14 protein-coding genes and 1 riboswitch are annotated in these 20,372 nt (G+C 72.3%); of the genes, 6 read left to right on the forward strand and 8 right to left on the reverse strand.

Annotated elements, in window-relative coordinates; all coding sequences use genetic code 11:
• Window positions 1–51: 51 nt before the first annotated feature.
• The 5 genes from AQJ84_RS30810 to AQJ84_RS30830 form a co-directional block, all read right to left on the reverse strand.
• Window positions 52–1,092: a hypothetical protein gene (locus tag AQJ84_RS30810; RefSeq protein WP_157874964.1), complete on the reverse strand. Its 1,041-nt coding sequence runs from the start codon at window positions 1,090–1,092 to the stop codon at window positions 52–54.
• Between the two features lie 196 nt (window positions 1,093–1,288).
• A complete protein-coding gene (locus tag AQJ84_RS30815; protein WP_030043178.1) occupies window positions 1,289–2,452 on the reverse strand; it encodes a VWA domain-containing protein in 1,164 nt (387 codons plus the stop codon).
• 76 nt (window positions 2,453–2,528) lie between these two features.
• Complete coding sequence (locus AQJ84_RS30820; protein ID WP_030043177.1) at window positions 2,529–2,729, reverse strand: hypothetical protein; 201 nt, start codon at window positions 2,727–2,729, stop codon at window positions 2,529–2,531.
• Window positions 2,729–5,272 carry a DUF5682 family protein gene (locus AQJ84_RS30825; RefSeq protein WP_030043176.1) on the reverse strand — a complete coding sequence of 848 codons (2,544 nt, stop codon included), beginning with the start codon at window positions 5,270–5,272 and terminating at the stop codon, window positions 2,729–2,731. The genes AQJ84_RS30820 and AQJ84_RS30825 overlap by 1 nt, the downstream gene beginning before the upstream one ends.
• A 117-nt stretch (window positions 5,273–5,389) precedes the next feature.
• Window positions 5,390–6,520 (reverse strand): ATP-binding protein, encoded by a 1,131-nt coding sequence (locus AQJ84_RS30830; protein WP_030043175.1) that lies wholly within the window; start codon window positions 6,518–6,520, stop codon window positions 5,390–5,392.
• A 156-nt stretch (window positions 6,521–6,676) separates the two neighbouring features.
• On the opposite strand from AQJ84_RS30830, the gene AQJ84_RS30835 reads away from it, so the two are divergent.
• Window positions 6,677–8,032 (forward strand): SWIM zinc finger family protein, encoded by a 1,356-nt coding sequence (locus AQJ84_RS30835; protein WP_053191827.1) that lies wholly within the window; start codon window positions 6,677–6,679, stop codon window positions 8,030–8,032.
• A gap of 82 nt (window positions 8,033–8,114) precedes the next feature.
• Window positions 8,115–9,749 (forward strand): DUF5691 domain-containing protein, encoded by a 1,635-nt coding sequence (locus AQJ84_RS30840; protein WP_053191829.1) that lies wholly within the window; start codon window positions 8,115–8,117, stop codon window positions 9,747–9,749.
• 381 nt (window positions 9,750–10,130) lie between these two features.
• Here the strand turns inward: AQJ84_RS30840 and AQJ84_RS30845 are convergent, their stop codons facing one another.
• A complete protein-coding gene (locus AQJ84_RS30845) occupies window positions 10,131–10,547 on the reverse strand; it encodes a cobalamin B12-binding domain-containing protein (protein WP_030043171.1) in 417 nt (138 codons plus the stop codon).
• Window positions 10,548–11,128: 581 nt separating this feature from the next.
• Between AQJ84_RS30845 and AQJ84_RS30850 the strand changes: the two genes are divergently transcribed.
• Together AQJ84_RS30850 and AQJ84_RS30855 are read left to right on the forward strand one after the other, a co-directional pair.
• A complete protein-coding gene (locus AQJ84_RS30850; protein ID WP_030043170.1) occupies window positions 11,129–12,022 on the forward strand; it encodes a lipase family alpha/beta hydrolase in 894 nt (297 codons plus the stop codon).
• 319 nt (window positions 12,023–12,341) lie between these two features.
• Window positions 12,342–13,856, forward strand: coding sequence for a M23 family metallopeptidase (locus AQJ84_RS30855; protein WP_053191831.1), 1,515 nt, complete (start codon window positions 12,342–12,344; stop codon window positions 13,854–13,856).
• 114 nt (window positions 13,857–13,970) lie between these two features.
• Here AQJ84_RS30855 and pcrA read toward each other — a convergent pair whose 3' ends face one another.
• Window positions 13,971–16,457, reverse strand: a complete 2,487-nt coding sequence (gene pcrA, locus AQJ84_RS30860; RefSeq protein WP_030043168.1) for a DNA helicase PcrA — start codon at window positions 16,455–16,457, stop codon at window positions 13,971–13,973.
• Between the two features lie 349 nt (window positions 16,458–16,806).
• A riboswitch (cyclic di-AMP (ydaO/yuaA leader) is annotated at window positions 16,807–16,957 on the forward strand.
• An 8-nt stretch (window positions 16,958–16,965) separates the two neighbouring features.
• On the opposite strand from pcrA, the gene AQJ84_RS30865 reads away from it, so the two are divergent.
• Complete coding sequence (locus AQJ84_RS30865; protein ID WP_030043167.1) at window positions 16,966–18,123, forward strand: C40 family peptidase; 1,158 nt, start codon at window positions 16,966–16,968, stop codon at window positions 18,121–18,123.
• A gap of 319 nt (window positions 18,124–18,442) precedes the next feature.
• On the opposite strand, the gene AQJ84_RS30870 is transcribed toward AQJ84_RS30865, so the two are convergent.
• Window positions 18,443–18,796 (reverse strand): hypothetical protein, encoded by a 354-nt coding sequence (locus AQJ84_RS30870; protein WP_030043166.1) that lies wholly within the window; start codon window positions 18,794–18,796, stop codon window positions 18,443–18,445.
• A gap of 484 nt (window positions 18,797–19,280) precedes the next feature.
• Between AQJ84_RS30870 and AQJ84_RS30875 the strand changes: the two genes are divergently transcribed.
• A complete protein-coding gene (locus AQJ84_RS30875; protein ID WP_030043165.1) occupies window positions 19,281–20,345 on the forward strand; it encodes a C40 family peptidase in 1,065 nt (354 codons plus the stop codon).
• Window positions 20,346–20,372: the final 27 nt, after the last annotated feature.

The raw sequence follows: 20,372 nt of genomic DNA on the forward strand, positions 1-20,372 counted from the left end.
AGACCTGTGCCGCCCCCGCGCGGCAGGTCCACAGCGGGGGAAACGCCTGCCCTAGCCGGGGAATACGGGGATGTCCCGGTGCCTGTCCCGGGTACCGTCCGCCGCGGCGGACGCGGCAACGCCGGCCCTGAGCCGAAGCGGTGCCTGGTTGTTGTCGGTGACGGCGCACGCGTCGCCGTGCCTCGGCGTGCCGTTGTCGACCGCCGACTTGCCGGCCGGCGCGCCGCCCGGATTGCCGGGGGGCGCGTGACGCACGGGGGCGTACCCGGCGGACGCTGCTCTGTGCGCGGAGGTGTGCGTTGCCGCGTGCTCCGCGAGGCCGGTCCAGATCGGACCGGCGACGCCCCGAGGTCCGTATGCGAGGGACACCGCCACGGCGGAACGCCCCTGCGACTCCTGCTCTTCCGTCACCGCCGGCGCGACCGGCGAGTCCGGCTGCGGCGCGGTGGTGACCGGCGCCGGCAAGGTCTGCCCCGGAAGCGCGGGCAGACCGGGCAGACCGGGACGACCGGGCAGCTCGGGGAAGGTGGGCGGTCCCCCATAGCCCGGCGCGCTCGGCCACGCGACCTGGAATTCGGGCAACGACGGCAACTCCGCCCCCGTCTCCGCCTCCGCCTCCGCCTCCGCCTCGGCCAACCTTTCGACCACGCTGTCCACGAGCCGGCCGACCGGCCGCGTGACCTCGGCGTGGACCGTGTCGACCGTCCGGCCCACGTGACGGCTCACCGGCTGGACGACGTGCACCCGCTCCGTCTCGTCGACCGGGGGCTCGCCGGCCGCGGAGCCGGCGACCGGGACTTCGTCAGCCGCGTCGGCCGGCGGGTCAAGGGCGTGGTCGTCGGCCGGAGACCCGGCGTCCCGCTTCCCGTACGGGAGCGAGCTCGTCGACACCGCCGACACCGACGTCACCGAGATCTCGGACGCCTCGGACGTCGTCGGCAGCGCACCCTCCGCCGCATGTGCCTGCTCGCCGCACAGAAGTCCGAGCGTGAACAACGCTCCCACCAGCAGCGCCACTTGCAGCGCACGCCGTCCGGCCGCCGTACGCATCACGCGCACAGCGGCACCGGAGACAGTGACTTGCAGGGTCAAGAGGGGAAGGTCCTCCGCGCGGAAGAAGCGGAGCGTGACGCGCCGCCGACGGGCGCGTCGATATTCGCACGGCCCTCCCACGGTTGCGCAACCCCTCCACAACCGATGGGCGGTCATGTCCGTTTTGCCTAACGGGATCGATCGACCGCGCAGGTCAGCGGGTCGACAAATCTCCAGGCCCGGCCCCTCTCGTCCTTCACACACTCTCCGGTATCGGCAACGGCCGCTTCTCGATCGCCGCCGCCATCACCTCCGGGAACAGATCGGGCGTACAGGCGAAGGCCGGTGCCCCGAGCGCGGCGAGCGCGGCCGCGTGCTCCCGGTCGTAGGCGGGTGCCCCCTCGTCCGACAGCGCGAGCAGCGTCACGAACTGGACGCCCGACGCCTTCATCGCCGCCACCCGCTTGAGCATCTCGTTGCGTATGCCCCCTTCGTAGAGGTCGCTGATCAGCACGACCACCGTCTCCGCGGGCCGGGTGATCTGCGACTGGCAGTACGCCAGCGCCCGGTTGATGTCGGTGCCGCCGCCGAGCTGGGTGCCGAACAGGACGTCGACCGGGTCGTCGAGCTGGTCGGTGAGGTCGACGACCGCCGTGTCGAACACGACCAGCCGGGTGTTGATCGACCGCATGGACGCCAGCACCGCCCCGAACACGGACGCGTAGACGACGGACGCCGCCATCGACCCCGACTGGTCGATACAGAGGATGACCTCCTTCTTCACCGACTGGGAGGCCCGCCCGTACCCGATGAGCCGTTCCGGCACGATGGTCCGGTACTCCGGCACGTAGTGCTTGAGGTTGGCCGCGATCGTGCGGTTCCAGTCGATGTCGTGGTGGCGGGGCCGGTTGACCCGCGCACTACGGTCGAGGGCGCCGGTGAGGGTGGCCCGGGTCCGGCTGGCGAGCCGCTTCTCCAGGTCCTCGACCACCTTGCGCACCACCGCCCGCGCCGTCTCCTTCGTGGTCTCCGGCATCGCCTTGTTGAGGGAGAGCAGCGTGCCGACGAGGTGCACGTCGGCCTCGGCCGCCTCCAGCATCTCCGGTTCCAGGAGCAGCGTGGACAGTCCGAGCCGGTCGATGGCGTCACGCTGCATGACCTGGACGACGGAGGAGGGGAAGTACGTACGGATGTCCCCGAGCCAACGGGCCACGGCCGGCGCGGACGCCCCCAGCCCCGCCGAACGGTCCCGCCCCGCCGCCCCCTTGTCCGCCTTGCCGTAGAGCGCGGTCAGCGCCCCGTCCATCGCGGCGTCCTGCCCGGACAGCGCACATCCGGTGCCGTCGGCCGCGTCGCCCCCCAGGACGAGCCGCCAGCGCCGCAGCCTCTCCTGCGTGGAGTCGGTCGATTCGCCCGTCATCGCGCCCCTCCCCTGCTCCGGCAGCCGCGGACCGGCCACCGACCCGATGCACCGGCCCGTCCCATCGCCCCGACGGTCATCCGCGCACCCCCGCCCGAAGCCGTTCCCAGAGGGGGATCACCGGCACGGTCGCCGTCGTGCCGACCGCCGGCCGGAACTCCGGCCCGCCACGCCCGGCGCCCAGTCCGGCGTCCACCACGTGGGTTCTGCACGACGGCTCGCCCCGCCTGTCGGTCGTCGTCATCGTCACTGTCATCGCCGTCGCAGTCGTCGTCATCAGGCCACCCCCACCAGGTCGTTGTCGTCACCAGGCGCCGTCTCGCCGTCCAGCCCGAGCAACAGGCGCACCACCGGCAGCACCGCGTCCGCCCGCTCGCCGTCGAGGTCGGCCCCGAAACCGGGTATGCCGCCCCCGGCCGCTGCCCCGCTCCCCCGCTGCCCCGGTCCGCGTCGGACCAGTTCGCCCAGGGTCCGCCGCACTCCCGGTTCGTACGCCGAGAAGGTCCGCCGCAGCAGGGGCAGTACGTCGGTGAACGCGTCCGCCGGCACGCCCGTCAGCCAGGCGTCGACCAGCCCGAGCAGCCGCTCGTCGTGCACGAGCAGCATCCCGCCGCCGGACCCCCCGCCGACGAAGCCCTCGATCCACGCGGCCGCGTCCCCGGGTGGTGTCCCCGGCGACAGCGCCAGCCCCATGAACCGAGCCGCCTCCTCCTGCTCCAACTCCCCCTCGTCCAGGAGCAGTCGCACGGCCCGTCCGCGAACGACGCCGGGCACGGTGTCCCGCCCGCACAACACCCGCAGCACGCCGCACCAGCGCTCACGGAGGTCGCCGTGGGGCCCGGCCGGGACGACGCCACCACCCCCGTCGCCCGGCACACCGTGCACGGCCCCTGCCGCCTCGCCCCTGCCGCGCTCCCCGGACACGGCAGCCCCGCTCCCCGCACGCCGGTCTGCCACCACAGCCTCGCCCAGCAGTCCCACCGCCCCGTGCACCGCGTCCACATGGCGCCGCATGTCCTGTGCCGCGTCCGCGTCGAGCGCGGCACAGGCCGGGGGCAGGCCGACGAAGATCCGCTCGGCGAGGCCCGCGGCGACCTCGGTCAGCGCGCCGGTGTCCGTGCCTCGTACGTCGCCGTAGCGGAGGGAACGGACCAGGGCCGGCAGGGCCTGGGCCAGGTGGCCGACATCCGCGTCGAGCGCGGCGCGGTCGGCCAGGACCTGCATGACCACCGGCAGCGCCTGCGGCAGTTCGGCCAGCAGACAACGCTCGGCGAGGGCGGTGACATCGGCGAGGCCCTGCGCGGAGACGGCGTCCGCCTCGGCCTTGGCGGTCGCGGCGCCGAGCACGGTCGTGCCCCAGACCCCGGCCTCCGCGACCCGCACGGACAGCTCCGGCTCCCAACGCAGCCGCCACGTCTCCCGGAACGTGCCCGTGCTCCCCCGGGAGGCCACCGGCTCGCCCCACCCGACACCCAGCAGGCGCAGCCGGTGCAGCAGCCTGCCGCGCTCCGCGTCGGTGTCCTTGCGCAGGTCGAGCTCCAACTCCCGCTCCAGCGCCTCCGGCTTGAGCCTGAGCCTGCGCTGCGTACGGTCGAGGTCCCGCTGCAACGGCACCGCGGGCGCGCTCTGCGGCACCTCCCCCAGCACGTCGCCCACGACCAGCCGGTCGTGCACCAGGGTGAGCGGCACGTCCGACCCCTCGCACATCACCGCCCGTACCGCGTCGGTCGTCTCACTGAGCCCGGGCAGCGGCCGACCGCGCATCGCGGCGAGTGTCTCCGCCAGCCGCACCGCCTCGATGACGTGCGCCGAGGACACCAGCCGGTCCTCGCCCCTCAGCAGGCCCGCCACCTTGGTCAGCCACCGCTCCACCGGACGGTCCGGCACGCCGAACAGATGCCCGTACCAACCCGGCGACTCGATGCCCGCGCCGTACCCGCTGTGCCGTGACAGCCTGCGGTACGTCCACGGCACCCAGGTCATGTCCGCCTTGACCTTGGGCAGCCCCTTCAGCAGGGCCCGGTCGGCTGTGACGGCGGTCTTCCGCCGCAGAGCGGGCACATGCCACGCCCCGCACACCACGGCGACACCGTCACCGAACTCCCGCTGGGCCACGCGCAGTTGGAGCCGCATGTACGCCTCCCGCACGAGATCGCGGTCCTGGCCCCCGCTCCCGTACTCCTCCCGCAGCGCCCCCATGGCCTCCTCGAGCACGACGAACGGCACGAACGCGTCCCCCGCGCCCACCCCCCGGTGCTCGACGACGTCCTCCCACCACCGCTCCGGATCGTCGTAGCCGGCCGCCTCGGCGAGCACCCCGAGCGGATCGACCCGCACGTCGGCACCGACCACGGCCTCGCCGTCGCCGGCCACGGCCTCGTCATCACCGGTCACGTCGTCGCCGCCGTCGCCACCGCCTCCGACGCTGCCCGGATCGGCACCCACGTCGTCCCCGTCCCTCCCCCACGCCAGCGAGTGCGTGGCCGGCAGGTCGATGAAACGGGCCGGCACGTCGTGCTCCAGGGCCCAGCGGATCGCCACCCACTCCGGGGAGAACTCGGCCAGTGGCCAGAACGCCGAGCGGCCGGGCTCGTCCACGGCGTGGGCGAGAAGGGCGACCGGGGGCCGCATGTCCTCGTCCGCGGCCAGCGGGATCAGGACGTCGGCCTCGGGCGGTCCCTCGATCAGCACGACCCGCGGCCGGGCCGCGTCCAGCGCCGCCCGCACGGCCCGCGCGGAACCGGGCCCGTGGTGCCGCACCCCGAGCAGCAGCGGACCGGCGACGGGCCACCCGCTCCCGGACTCCTCAGTACCTGCCACACCGTCCCCCTCGCCACCAGATCCACCGCGAACCGTGCCCGTTCGGCCCTCCGGCCTCCCGGGACACCGTCACCGAGCCGCCGCCGGGCCGCCCCCACCCCAGGTCGTCCGGGTCGTTCACGCGCTCACCTCCCGGCAGGCCCGGTAGAAGTCCTTCCAGCCGTCGCGCTCGCGAACGACCGCTTCCAGGTACTCCTGCCAGATGACGCGGTCGGCCGCGGGGTCGCGGACCACGGCGCCGAGGATGCCCGCGGCCACGTCGCCGGCCCGCAGCACGCCGTCGCCGAAGTGGGCTGCCAGAGCGAGCCCGTTGGTGACGACGGAGATCGCCTCGGCCGTGGAGAGCGTGCCGCTGGGCGACTTGAGCTTCGTCCGCCCGTCGGACGTGACGCCGCCGCGCAGCTCGCGGAAGACGGTCACGACGCGGCGGATCTCGTCGACGCCGTCGGGCGCGGTAGGCAGGTCGAGGGAGCGGCCGATCTGGTCGACGCGGCGCGAGACGATGTCGACCTCGGCCTCGACGCTCTCGGGCAGCGGCAGGACCACCGTGTTGAAGCGGCGGCGCAGAGCGCTGGACAGGTCGTTGACCCCTCGGTCCCGGTCGTTGGCGGTCGCGATCAGGTTGAAGCCCCGAACCGCCTGCACCTCCTGGCCCAGCTCCGGTATCGGCAGCGTCTTCTCCGACAGGATCGTGATGAGCGAGTCCTGCACGTCGGCCGGGATGCGGGTGAGCTCCTCGACGCGGGCCGTCATCCCGTCCGCCATCGCCCGCATGACCGGGCTGGGCACCAGGGCGTCACGGCTCGGGCCGCGGGCGAGCAGCTGCGCGTAGTTCCAGCCGTACCGGATCGCCTCCTCCGGGGTGCCGGCCGTGCCCTGCACCAGCAGCGTCGAGTCGCCGCTGACCGCCGCGGCCAGGTGCTCGGACACCCAGGTCTTCGCGGTGCCGGGTACGCCGAGCAGCAGCAGGGCACGGTCGGTGGCGAGCGTGGTGACGGCGACCTCGACGAGCCGGCGCGGCCCCACGTACTTCGGGCTGATCACCGTGCCGTCGGGCAGGGTGCCGCCGAGCAGGTAGGTGGCCACTGCCCACGGCGACAGCTTCCAGCGCTCCGGGCGCGGCCGGTCGTCCTGCGCGGCGAGCGCGGCGAGTTCACCGGCGAAGGCGTCCTCGGCGTGCGGCCGCAACGCGGCGGACGGCTTCCCGTCGGACACTTCCACAGACATCGGTTCCACGGACACAGTCATGGCTGAGGCCCCCTCCAGCTCGGCCGGTTCGGATCTGGTGTCCACCGTGCACCACGGCACTGACAACGCGTTGTGACCTGCGAAGACGCCTCCCAGGCCAGCCCGGCGGCACGGCTCGCGGGGCCGATTGTCAGTGGTGGGACCTACCTTCGACTCATGACTCAGCAGGGGGTGCGCTGGAGTGCGGATCAGGTGCTGGCGCTGGCGCCTGACGCCTCATCACGCAAAGCGGGAAGCAAACTCGGTGCGGCAGGGCCGTGGTCCGAGGCGGGGAGCTGCGACGAGGGGACGGTGTGGGGGCTGTGCAAGGGCAGTGGCAGCAAGCCGTATCAGACGGTCGTCGACATCGCGGACGCGGCGGGGCCGGCGTACAAGTGCAGTTGCCCGAGCCGCAAGTTCCCGTGCAAGCACGCGCTCGGGCTGCTGTTGCTCTGGGCCGGCGGGGACGGCGTGGTCACGTCTGCCCAGCCGCCGGACTGGGCCGGGGAGTGGATAGAGGGGAGAAGGAAGCGGGCGACGGAGAAGAGGGCGGCGGGCGCGGCCGGCTCCTCGTCCGGCTCCGGTGATCCCGAGGCGGCGCGGCGCAGGGCCGAACGCCGGGCCGAGCGGGTCACCGCGGGCGCCACGGAGCTGGAGCAGCGCCTGACGGACCTGGTGCGCGGCGGCCTCGCGGGCGCGGAACAGGCCGGGTACGGACTGTGGGAGGAGACCGCTGCCCGCATGGTGGACGCGCAGGCCTCCGGACTGGCGGCACGGGTGCGGGAGTTGGGGGCGGTCCCGGCGTCCGGTCCCGGCTGGCCGGTCCGGCTGCTGGAGGAGTGCGCCCTGCTCCACCTCCTCGACCAGGGCTGGCTGCGCCGGGAGCAACTCCCGGAGGGGCTGGCGGCGACGGTCCGCTCCCGGATCGGCCTGTCCGCCTCCCCGGACGGACCTCCGGTGCGTGACCGCTGGCTGGTCCTCGCCCAGTACGACACCGCGGACGCCCGACTGACGACCCGGCGGATATGGCTGTACGGCGCCGAGTCGACCCGCACCGTGCTGCTCCTGTCCTACGGCGCCGCCGGCCGCGCCCCCGAACTCGCGCTGCCGGTGGGGCTGGCGCTGGACGCGGAGGTGGCCGCCTATCCGGGCGCCGGGCAGCTACGGGCGGCCCTGGGTGAGCAGTTCGCCCCGCCCGTTCCCGCGACGAGCCGGCCGCCGGGAGTGACGCCGGCCCAGGCGGCCGACCGTTACGGCACGGCCCTCAGGGACGACCCCTGGCTGGACTCCGTCCCGGTGACGCTGGACAGGGTCGTACCGACCCCGGACGGCGACTCCTGGCAGCTGGCGGACGCCGACGGGGACCAGGCGCTGCCACTGACCCCCGCCGCCCGCTCCCGCCCGGGCCTGTGGCGTCTGGTCGCCCTCTCGGGCGGCGCACCCGTCAAGGTTTTCGGCGAGTGCGGCCACCGCGGCTTCACCCCGCTGACGGCGTGGCCGGAGGGCCCGGGCGAGGCGGTGCGCCTGTGCTGACCGGACCGCTGAACCGACTGAACAGGTCGACGTGGCTGACGCGCCTTCAGCCACTTCCAGGCCCCGCACGGAAAGGACCCGAATGAACAGCACCTCCGCTCCCGCGGGCTCGCCGGTGGCGAACGTCTGGGAGGAACTGGTCACGGCGGCGCTGCTCGGCACCGAGCGACGCACACCGCCGGGCTCGGCGCCGGGCCGAGAGGCGCCCGTGGCGCTGCTGGACGCGGCGGCCGTGGAGACCGTACGGCGGCGGGCCGGCCTGCGCCCCGGGCGGGCGGCCCGGCGTCCGGAACCGGCGGCACGGGATCCGCGCCCGCCGCTGCCCGCCGCGGCGGCCCGTCGGCTGTCGATGCTCCTGGCCGACCGCCCCGGGGCCGGTGGCGGTGGCCGCAGAGGTGCGGCTCCTGACCTGATGGAACTGCTTCCGCAGTGGCTGGCGGCGGCGAACACCCGCGGGTTCGCCGCGCCGCCCGAGATGTTGCCCGCGCTCCTGGACGCCGCCCGGGGACGCACCGACCTGCGGCCGGCGGCGCTGGCCTTCGCCGGACAGCGTGCCGTGTGGCTCGCCCGGCTGAACCCGGAGTGGCGGTTCGCCCTGCGCGCGACGCCCGGCGGGGGCACCGCTCTCCCGGCCCCCGAGGACACCGACAGCGTTCAACAGCTATGGCAGGAGGGGCTGTTCGCCGAGCGGGTCGCTCTGCTCGCAGCGATACGCGCCCGCGAGCCGGCCGCCGCCCGCGATCTGCTCGCGACCACCTGGGCGACGGAGCGGGCCGAGGACCGGCTGATGTTCCTCGACTCCCTGCGCACCGGGCTGGCCGCGGAGGACGAGCCGTTCCTGGAGCAGGCCCTGTCCGACCGGAGCCGCAATGTGCGTGCGACCGCGGCGGAACTGCTGTCGGCGCTGCCGGGTTCGGCGCTGGCGGCGCGGATGGCTGTTCGCGCCGGGGCCTGCGTGGCCGTCGACCACACCGGGGACGCACCTGCCCTCACCGTCGAAGCGCCGCACGAGTGTGACGCGAGCATGGAGCGCGACGGAGTCGTGCCGAAGGCGCCGGCGGGGCGGGGTGAACGATCGTGGTGGTTCGGCCAGTTGGTGGAATCGACCCCGCTCACCACGTGGTCGGGACGCCTGGGGGGCCGGACGCCCGAGGAGATCGTGGCGCTGCCGGTCGCGGACGACTGGCAGAGCGAGCTGCACGCGGCGTGGTGCCGGGCGGCGGTGCGACAGCGGGACGCCGACTGGGCGCGAGCGCTGCTGGGGGCGCCCGAGGCACCCGAGGCCGGCGGCCCCGGCGCGGTGTCGCTGGCCGAGCGCGCCAAGCTGCTCGGCACGCTGGGCTCCGGCGAGCGGGCCGAATGGGTCGCCGGATTCATCTCGGCGCATGGTCTGTCCGAGGCGTTCCAACTGCTCGGGGTGTGCGCGGTGCCGTGGGCCGCGCCGCTGGGACGTGCGGTGGTGGACGCGCTCAACATCGCGCGGGACGCGGGGAGTTACCCGTGGAGCTTCAGCGGAGTGATGGGCCTGGCCGAGCGCTGCCTGGACCCCTCCGAGGTCAGTCGCCTCGACGGCCTGCTGGCGGTGCCGGACGAGACGGAGGACGCGTCGCCCGGAGCTGGGGGGTACTGGGCGGAGGCCTTCCAGAGGCTGGTGACCACGCTGCGGTTGCGGGCGGCGATGACGGAGGAGCTGGGGGCGCCGTTGGGGCGGGGGTGACGTGCGGCGTAGAGCTGGGAGCGCCGTTGGGGCGGGGGTGACGTGCGCAGAGGTGCTGCGAGGTAGGGGTGGGGGTGACGTAGGGGTGGGGGCGGTCGGCGGCTACGCGTCCTGGTCCTGGCGGTAGGGGCGGTCCCGCGGCGCGGCCCGACAGGGACCTTCCCCCGCCCGGCATTCGACGACGAGGTCCCAGACACCCACGGAGGTCCGACGACGAGCCCTCTGAAACGGGGGCCGTGGCGGAGAGCCTGGTGATGCAGCCAAGACGGCAGATCCCCCTGGCGGAAGCCAGGTAGTGAAAGCCAAGAGCCACGGGCCCCCACTGACGTGGTGCCCGCAGCCCGGCCCATCGCCGCAGGCCCGCCATCGCAACCCGTCCGCCTAGGCCTCCGCAGGCTGCTGCACGTTCGCCCGTACCCAGTCCACGATCGAAGCCGTTGTCGCGCCCGGCGTGAAGATCTCCGCGACGCCCTGCTCCTTCAGCGGCGCGATGTCCGCCTCTGGGATGATCCCGCCGCCGAAGACGAGGATGTCCTCCGCGTCGCGCTCCTTGAGCAGCTTGATCACGGCCGCGAAAAGCGTGTTGTGCGCCCCGGACAGGATCGAGAGGCCGATCGCGTCGGCGTCCTCCTGGACCGCGGTGTCGACGATCTGCTCCGGGGTCTGGTGGAGCCCGGTGTAGATCACCTCCATACCGGCGTCGCGCAGCGCCCGCGCGATCACCTTGGCCCCGCGATCGTGGCCGTCGAGCCCAGGCTTGGCCACCACCACGCGGATCGGACCGGCTGCCACACCCATCACTGCCTCCATGAAGCGACTACATCCAAACGTACCGACAAGTACCGCACCGGCAGGGAAAGTGAACGAACGTTATCGCCAGGATCCCGCAACCGGCAGTTTCGCGGTGGATACCGAGGGGGAAATCACACGTGGGACACGTTCGGGAGCCGCGACGAGGTCGCGTCACCGCCGCGCCGCAGATCGCGCGCCGCGGCAGTGGGGCGTTTCGGCGAGGGCACGAAGGGCACGCAGGGCAGGTAAAGCACGACAGCGGGGAGCCTCGGCGCCACACCGGCAGGAAGCTCGTCACGTCACCGGCGCACCACCAGCACCACCCACATCACCGCCACAACCGCCGCAACCGCCACAACACGACCGCTACCAGGGCCACCACCACCGGCGTCATCGCCGCCACCCGCACCACCCGGCACTACCGGCACCCCCAAGGACCACACGTACCGGCACCCGGAAGCACGCGCCGCGCACCACCTCACCCCACGTGCCCCACTCGCGCTCCGTCGAAGACCTCCGCCACGCCTCCCCCACCAAGGGCACACGGGGGACGAAGCCGTCCTCCGCGCGCCGACAGGAGGTCGGCCATGAAGGTCACCGGGGCTGCACTGCCCTTTCTCCCGCTCTGCCAACGCCTCCTTCCGGACAGACTCCCGGGACTCCCAGGCAAGCTGGCCGGCGTCTCCCTGGCACTCCTGAAGGCCACCGCCCTGGAGATCGCGATCCTCGCGGGCCACCTGCTCCTCTACCCCTCCGGCATCACCCAGGAGCGCCGGTCCCCCGGGCACCCGGTCCCCTCCCCGGACGACGGCGCCACGCCGCAGCTGCCCACGGAGGCGAAACCCCCGGTCGTCCTGCTGCACGGGTTCATCGACAACCGCTCGGTCTTCGTGCTGCTGCGCCGCAGCCTCGCCCAGCACGGCAGGCAGCAGATCGAGTCGCTCAACTACTCGCCGCTGACCTGCGACATCCGCACTGCGGCGGAGCTGCTGGGCCGGCACATAGAGGAGATCTGCGAGCGCACGGGCCGGGAACAGGTCGACATCGTGGGGCACAGCCTCGGCGGGCTGATAGCGCGGTACTACGTCCAGCGGCTCGGCGGTGACCTCCGCGTCCGCACGCTCGTGACACTCGGCACCCCGCACTCCGGCACCAACGTGGTGCGGCTGGCGAACGCGCACCCGATCGTGCGCCAGATGCGCCCCGGTTCTGAGCTGCTCGAGGAGCTGACCCGGCCCGCGCCCGGCTGCCGTACGCACTTCGTCAGTTACTGGAGCGACCTCGACCACCTGATGGACCCGCTGGAGACCGCCTGCATCAACCACCCCGACCTGAGCGTGCAGAACGTGCGGGTGAGCGGCATCGGGCATCTCGCCCTGCCCGTGCACCCCGCCGTCGCAACCGGAATACGGGAAGTGCTCGACACGGCACGCACAGCAGCCGAGGCCGAGGCGCGTCCAGGCGGTCTGACGGTGGCGTGACAGCACCACAAGCGGACCGCGCCCGACCGTCCGCCACGCACCCGCCGACGAACCCGCCGACGACCGCCCACAAAGCTCGCCGACAGTCCGCCGACAGCACCTGAACAACCGACTGAAATCGAACACGCTCCGAACACAGGGCCAAACCCGTGCCCGCCGTCCCCCGAAACACAGCCGAATGCCCGTTTCCTGCGCGCCTAAAACCAGCCGAAGATTGTCGTGCCCGCATACCGCCGGGTACAGTCGCCGCACTGCTCTGGCAGCCCCTGTTGTCGAGGCGAAAGAGAAGTTGGTGAACGACCGTCACCCGTCGGGGACAATGACCACCCCGGCTCCGGCTTCCGACGCCGCCTCGTCGCACTACGCGTCGTACGGCACCCAGGAAGCCCAGTACGACGACTTCACCACGTACGGTGCCTACGACGCCAACGGTTTTGACGCCACGTCGGGCACCGGATTCGACACCTCCGGCCAGGCCACCGCGTCCTTCGAGGCCGACCCCCTGTTCGGCAACCTTCCCGGTGACGGGTCCACGGGTTCGTATGACGCCCAGACATGGTCGACGGGCAGTCACCAGACCCTGAACTACGACGCGTACGCCGCCCAGCACCACGCCGCCTACGACACCGGCGCGTACGACGCCACGCAGTGGAACACCGAGCAGCAGCAGCTGTCCGCGATCCCGCCCCAGGCCACGAGCCCCGACGCCAGCGGCCAGTGGGACGCGAGCACCTGGCTCCAGCCCGACCAGGCCGGCAGCCAGGCGGACCAGACCCAGCAGTGGGAATGGGGCACGCAGGCCTTCGACACCGGCGCGTACGACGCCACGCAGTGGAACTCCGACGGCGGTGCCGGCACGCCGGCCCACGAGGAGTACGAGCAGCACGCGACGGCCGCCTTCGAGCAGGTCGCGTACGACGAGTCGTACGACGGTCCCTACGACGAAACCACCGCGCACGACGCCGACTTGGCCGCCACCGGCGAGACGCCCGTCGCGACGGACACGGTTCTCCTCGACGACCAGGAAGAGGTCACCCCGGCATCCGCACCGGCCGTGGCCGCTCCCACCTCGCGTGCCGCCGCCCGCGGGGCGTCGCGTTCCCGCCGCCGTACGCCGCCCAAGCGTTCCGCGCTGCTGACGGTGGCCGTGCCCTCGGCCTGTGTGATGGGTGTCGCGGGGATCGCGGCCGCGTCCGTCAGCGCCCTGGCCGACGACAGCCAGGACGCGGTGACGACGGCGTCCGACACCACGACCGCGGTCAAGCCGTCCGCCGCCAACAACAAGTTGGACACGCAGCTGGAGAGCCTCACCGCCGGCGCCGACGACTTCGCCGACCGGGCCAGCCGGACGCAGGAACGTATCGACCTCAAGGCCCAGCAGCTCGCGGAGAAGAAGAAGGCGGCGGCGGAGGCGGCCCGCAAGGAGCGGCTGCGCCCCAAGTACGCCCTGCCGGTCGCCCAGCACGGGCTCAGCGCCTACTACGGCCAGTCCGGCATCAACTGGATGTCCGTGCACACCGGTATCGACTTCCCGGTCTCCTACGGCACGACCGTGATGGCCGCGACCGACGGCACCGTGCGGACGCAGTGGAACAGCGCCTACGGCAACATGATGATCGTGACCGCGAAGGACGGCACGGAGACGTGGTACTGCCACCTCTCCAGCTACCGCGTCGCCTCCGGCACGACGGTCAAGGCCGGCGACCCGATCGCGTACTCCGGCAACTCGGGCAACTCGACCGGCCCGCACCTCCACTTCGAGGTTCGGCCGGCCGGCGGGTCGGCCGTCGACCCGCTGCCGTGGCTGCGCAGCCACGGGATCGACCCGACGTAGGTCCGGCGCAGGAAACCGGAGCGGAGCCGGCGGAGGCTTGGACCCGCGCCCCCGGCTCAAAGCCTCCGCCCCGCCACCGCCTCCGTCTGCTCAGCCACTCACCCGCCTGCGCTCCTACAGCTTCTCCACCGGCGCGTATCGCAGCAGCAGCCTCTTCGGCTTGGCCTCCCCGAAGTCGACCGTCGCCTCGGCGTTGCCGCCCGTGCCCTTGACGGCCACGACCGTGCCGAGCCCGAACTGGTCGTGGGTCACCCGGTCCCCGACCGACAGCGCCACCACGGGCTTCTCCGAGGACCGGCGCGTGGCGAAGCCGGACGCGCCCGAGGCCGACGAGCGAGAACGGGACGACGACAGCGAGGACGCCACCGCCGACACGGGGCCGGAGGACACCGGCGCCGTGGCACCCGTCCGCTTCCAGTCCACGTGCTGCGCCGGGATCTCCTCCAGGAAGCGGGAAGGCGGGTTGTAGGAGGGCTGCCCCCACGCGCTGCGCATCGACGACCGCGTCAGATACAGCCGTTCCCGCGCGCGGGTGATGCCGACGTACGCCAGCCGGCGCTCCTCCTCCAGTTCCTTGGCCTGGCCGAGGGCGCGCATGTGCGGGAAGACGCCGTCCTCCATGCCGGTCAGGAACACCACCGGGAACTCGAGGCCCTTGGCGGTGTGCAGGGTCATCAGGGTGATGACGCCGGAGCCGTCCTCGTCCTCGTCGGGGATCTGGTCGGAGTCGGCGACCAGGGCCACCCGCTCCAGGAAGTCCGAGAGCGAACCGGACGCCTCGCCCTCCCCCGACTCCTGCTCGAACTCCAGCGCGACGGCCGCGAGTTCCTGGAGGTTCTCGATCCGGGTCTCGTCCTGCGGGTCGGTGGAGGCCTGCAACTCGGCGAGGTAGCCGGTGCGTTCGAGCACCGCCTCCAGGACGGTCGCCGGGCCGACGCCCGACTCGACGATCGTACGGAGGTCCTCCATCAGCGTGTTGAACCGCTTCACGGCGTTCGTGGAGCGCGCGGCCATGCCGTACGCCTCGTCGACGCGCTTGAGCGCCTGCGGGAAACTGATCTTCTCCCGCTGGGAGAGGGCGTCGATCATCGCCTCGGCGCGGTCACCGATGCCGCGCTTGGGGACGTTCATGATCCGGCGCAGCGGTACCGAGTCCTCCGGGTTGGCCAGGACGCGCAGGTAGGCCAGGACGTCCCGGACCTCCTTGCGCTCGTAGAAGCGGACGCCGCCGACGACCTTGTAGGGCAGGCCGACGCGGATGAAGATCTCTTCGAAGACACGGGACTGGGCGTTCGTACGGTAGAAGACGGCGACGTCGCCCGCCTTCGCGTCCCCCGCGTCCGTGAGACGGTCTATCTCCTCGGCGACGAACTGTGCCTCGTCGTGCTCGGTGTCCGCGACGTAGCCGGTGATGCGCGCGCCGGCGCCCGCGTTGGTCCACAGGTTCTTCGGGCGGCGGGACTCGTTGCGCTCGATGACCGCGTTGGCGGCGGTGAGGATGGTCTGGGTGGACCGGTAGTTCTGCTCCAGCAGGATCGTCGTCGCGTCCGGGTAGTCCTCCTCGAACTGGAGGATGTTGCGGATGGTCGCGCCGCGGAAGGCGTAGATCGACTGGTCGGCGTCGCCCACGACGCACAGTTCGGCGGGCGGCAGGTCGTCCTCGCCGGGAGGCACGTCGACCGGGTGCTCCGAGGTGCCGACGAGCTCCCTGACCAGGGCGTACTGGGCGTGGTTCGTGTCCTGGTACTCGTCGACCAGGACGTGCCGGAAGCGTCGGCGGTAGTGCTCGGCGACGTCCGGGAAGGCGCGCAGCAGGTTGACCGTCGTCATGATCAGGTCGTCGAAGTCGAGGGCGTTCGCCTCGCGCAGACGGGACTGGTAGAGCGCGTAGGCCTGGGCGAGGGTCTTCTCGAAGCCGTCGCCGGCCTGGGCGGCGAAGTCCTCCTCGTCGATCAGCTCGTTCTTCAGATTGCTGATCTTGGCGCTGAAGGACTTCGGCGGGAACCGCTTGGGGTCGAGGTCCAGGTCACGGCAGACCAGGGCCATCAGACGCTTGGAGTCGGCGGCGTCGTAGATCGAGAAGGAGGACGTGAAGCCCAGCTTCTTCGACTCCCGGCGCAGGATCCGTACGCACGCGCTGTGGAAGGTCATCACCCACATCGCGTTGGCGCGCGGGCCGACGAGCTGCTCGACGCGCTCCTTCATCTCGCCCGCGGCCTTGTTGGTGAAGGTGATCGCGAGGATCTGGCCCGGGTGGACGTTCCGCTCGCCGAGGAGGTGGGCGATGCGGTGGGTGAGCACGCGGGTCTTGCCGGAGCCGGCGCCGGCCACGATGAGCAGCGGGGTGCCGTGGTGGACGACGGCGGCGCGCTGGTTCTCGTTCAGCCCCTCCAGCAGTGCGGCCGGGTCCACCGCGGGGCGCGGGGCGCCGTCGCGGTAGTAGGCGTCCCGGTCCGGCGGCACGTCGAACTTCCCGGCGAACAGATCGTCCGGTACGGGCTCCGGTACGTGATCGTCCTCGGGCGGCGGCGGGGGTTCCTCCTCGTGGCCGCGAGGGGCCTGGAGGTTCGCCAGGAAGCTGTCATCAAAGAGGCTGCTCATCGCCCTCCGAGTCTAGGGCGCCCCACTGACACCCCGCCGCCGCCCCGAGAACATCGCCCGATTCCCGCGGGACCTCAGCAGAGGGTGATCCCCCGGTACCAGACCGCGACGGGGGTGCGAGCCGATACCGCGAAGCAGGCGAAAACTTCCGATCACCTCAAATGCCACAAACAAGGACTCAACCCCTTGACCAGGACGCGACTCGCGACGCCCTGACCAAAGGTCACGAAAATGTATCGGGCATATCGAACATCAACCTTCACAGGGGCCACACCAGTTGGCTACCGTTCCGGGCAGGCCGTACGACCCCCTCCGGCGAACGTCGCCGGGCCGCGCGGCCTCCGCCGAGTCCGACGCGCCGCCGAGCGCCCGGAGCCGGGGACCCACCGAACTTGGGGTGAATCGGCCCGCATCCCCGCCGGGGAAGGCCGTAGGGCAAACCTTCCTAACCACCCGCCCGAACCCGACAGCTAACTCGGTAGGCGGAACGTGGAAGGAGTCGCCTCCCTTGGCGTCGCACCGCAAGTCGCGTCCTTCGGGTACGCGCGTAGCAGGCATACGGACCCCTGCTCTCGCCACGGCCGCCCTCACCTCCGTGGCCCTGCTGTCCCAGTCGGCCAACGCCGCCCCGGCCGACGACAGACCGAGCCTCGAAGAGGTCGAGAAGAAGGTCGGCGACCTGTACCGGCAGGCCGAGTCGGCGACCGACAAGTACAACGCGGCCCAGGAGAAGACCGCCAAGCAGCGCAAGCAGGTCGACTCCCTCCTCGACGACGTCGCCCAGCGCACCCGGAAGCTCAACGAGGCACGGGAGGAGCTGGGTTCCTTCGCCGCGGCCCAGTACCGCACCGGCGCCTCCGCCCCCGACACGGCGACCTTCCTGCTCGCGGACTCCCCGCAGGACTACTTCGACCAGACCCAGTTGATGGGCCGGATGACCGATCGCCAGAAGGGCGCGGTCGACGACTACGTCACCGAGCAGTCCGCGACGATGGAGAAGCGCCGGGAGGCCACCCGGAGCCTGGAGACGCTCACCGAGTCGCAGGGCGACCTGAAGACCGCCAAGGCCACCGTCCAGAAGAAGCTCACCGACGCCCGCGCCCTGCTGTCGCAGCTGACCGCCGAGGAGAAGGCACGGCTCGCGGCGATCGAGAGGGAGAAGCAGCAGGAGGCCGCGCGCAAGGCGGCGGAACTGGCGCGGCAGCAGGCGGCGGAGCAGAAGGCCCAGGAGGAGGCCGCGGCCGGGCAGGAGACGAGCACCGGTTCGTCGAGCTCCTCGCCGGCCCCCGTCACGGACGCCTCGTACGCCGCGAAGGCCGAGAAGGCACTCACCTTCGCCCGCACCCAGATCGGCAAGCCGTACGTCTGGGGCGCCACCGGCCCCGACTCCTACGACTGCTCCAGCCTCACCCAGGCCGCCTGGAAGGCCGCCGGCGTCACCCTCCCCCGCACCACCTACGACCAGGTCGACGCCGGCACCACTGTCCCGCTCTCCGCCGCCCAGCCCGGTGACCTGGTCTTCTTCTACGACGACATCAGCCACGTGGGCCTCTACATCGGCAACGGCATGATGATCCACGCCCCGAAGCCGGGCGCGTACGTCCGCGAGGAGTCCATCTACTACGACGGAGAGTCGTCGATCTACCGGGTGGTACGGCCGGCCTGACACACGCCCCTTCTGTGGTGAGGGCGGGGCACACACGCGCGTGCCCCGCCTCCGGGCGCGTGGCGCTCCGATCGCGCTCACGGTGGCGTGCGTCGCGCGGCTGGGGCCGCCCTCGGACTTCGCCGTACGGCTTGCTGCGGGACCGTGCGGGGTGGACGGCGGAGGCCGGGACGTCCGGGGCGCTCACGGCCTCCGCCGCGACCCTCGACGTCACGTGGCTGGAGACGCTCGGCGAGGTGCTGCCGTGGGTCGCTGACGGACTGGTCGGTCGTCGCCGCGGGGGCGGAGCCGGCGGTCTACGCGGCCGGCCGGGCCGAGGTCACGTCCACAGCACCGCGATGAAGATGTTCGCGGTGGTCAGCAGGCCCACCAGCCCGAACAGGCCCTTCTCCACCTTCTCGTCGTCCCGCTTCACGTAGACGAGCCCGAGGATCACGACCAGCAGCGCCAGTTTCACGCCGATCTTGACGTTGTTGACGGGCTGGTCGTCGGCCTGGTTGAGGCCGACCAGGACCGCGCCGGTGATCAGCATCGTCAGCGCCCCGTGCAGCATGGCGGGCACGAACCGGGCGGTGCCCTGGCCCATCGCCTTCATCTGCGTGAGGAAGCCGCCGAGCAGCGAGGCGATGCCGATGATGTGCAGGGCGACGAGGAGATGGATGAGTACGTCCATGAGGCCGGAGCCTAATCAGGGGCGCGTACGCCACCCGACACCGCCCTCCCGGTCCGGCCGCCCGTGCGCCCCTCCCGACCCTTTCATGATCTTGCATATATGCGACCCATAGCACCCTATGGCCCCCTCCGGTCCGGATTCGGCACATCGGTCATCGCTCAGCGTGAAGTCGACGGCACAGAAGCCGGATCACGGTCACATACGGTCACCTGTTGGTCAGCTGGAAGAACTTCCGTACATCGCGTTACCGAGCCGTCACCGTCAGGTTTAGCGTCCTCCACCAGGTGACCGGCTCCCCACCGCCGCCCGGGCCAGGGGCGGCAGTCGGCCACCACCGCCGAGAAGGTCCGGCGGCGTCCCGCTCCCCCTGTGCGGGCCGCCGCCGGACGCGTAACCGCCCGCCCCGGGCGGCCGTACGTCCGCTCCGCTTGGCGTTCGTACGGACTGCGCACGCGGCGGTCGTACGAAAGGACGTGCAGTCCACGTGGCAGCGCACCGCAAGCCCCGGCAACGCCCGCTCGGCGGCGCCAAGGCCCGTACGGCGGCGACCATCGCCCTGGCGGGCGCGGCGACCGCGACCGGCTTCGACGGGATCGGACACGCCGAGCCTCAGCTCACGCCGGCGCAGGTCAAGGCGAAGGTGGACAAGCTCTACCAGGAGGCGGAGGTCGCCACCGAGCAGTACAACGGCGCGAGGGAGAAGGCGCAGGCGGCCGAGACGCGGCTCGGGACCCTGCGCGACGAGGCGGCGCGCAGGACGCAGCACCTCAACGCGGCCCGGGACGCGCTGGGTTCGATGGCCGCGGCCCAGTACCGCGACGGCGGCCTCGACCCCGCCCTGCAGCTCGCTCTCTCCGACGACCCCGACCGGTACCTGGACGGCGCCGAGTTCGCCGAACGGGCCGGCAACCGCCAGGCCTCGTCCGTCGCCCGGGTACGCGACCAGCTCCGGGAGATCGAGCAGTTGCGCGGCGCCGCGCACGTCGAGCTCTCCTCGCTGAAGACGCGCCAGGCGGAACTGAAACGGCACAAGAAGACGATCACCGGCAAGCTGAACACAGCGAGACAGCTGCTGTCCCAGCTGCCCGCCGAGGAGCGCGCGCGGCTCGGCCAAGGCGAAGCGGTCCGCGCCTCACGGGCGTCGGCGGAAGCCCGTGACGGCCTCGCGGCGCCCGGCTCCGCGACCTCCCAGGCCCCCGACTCCCGTGCCGCCGACGCCGTCTCCTACGCCTACACCAAACTCGGCAGCCCCTACGTCTGGGGCGCGACCGGCCCCGACGCCTTCGACTGCTCGGGCCTCATCCAGGCCGCGTACCGCTCCGCGGGCATCTCCCTCCCCCGCACCACCTACGCCCAGATCGACGCCGGCCAACGCGTCTCCCGCTCCGAACTGCTCCCCGGCGACCTGGTCTTCTTCTACTCGGCCATCAGTCACGTCGGCATCTACGTCGGCAACGGCCAGATGGTCCACGCCCCCAACCCGTCGGCCCCGGTGCGCGTGGCACCGATCAGCGAGATGCCGTTCGCGGGGGCGACTCGGGTGGTGTGAGGGGGCCTCGATCGAAAGCCCTCTCCA

The sequence above is a fragment of the Streptomyces resistomycificus genome (assembly GCF_001514265.1).
GTDB lineage: Bacteria > Actinomycetota > Actinomycetes > Streptomycetales > Streptomycetaceae > Streptomyces > Streptomyces resistomycificus.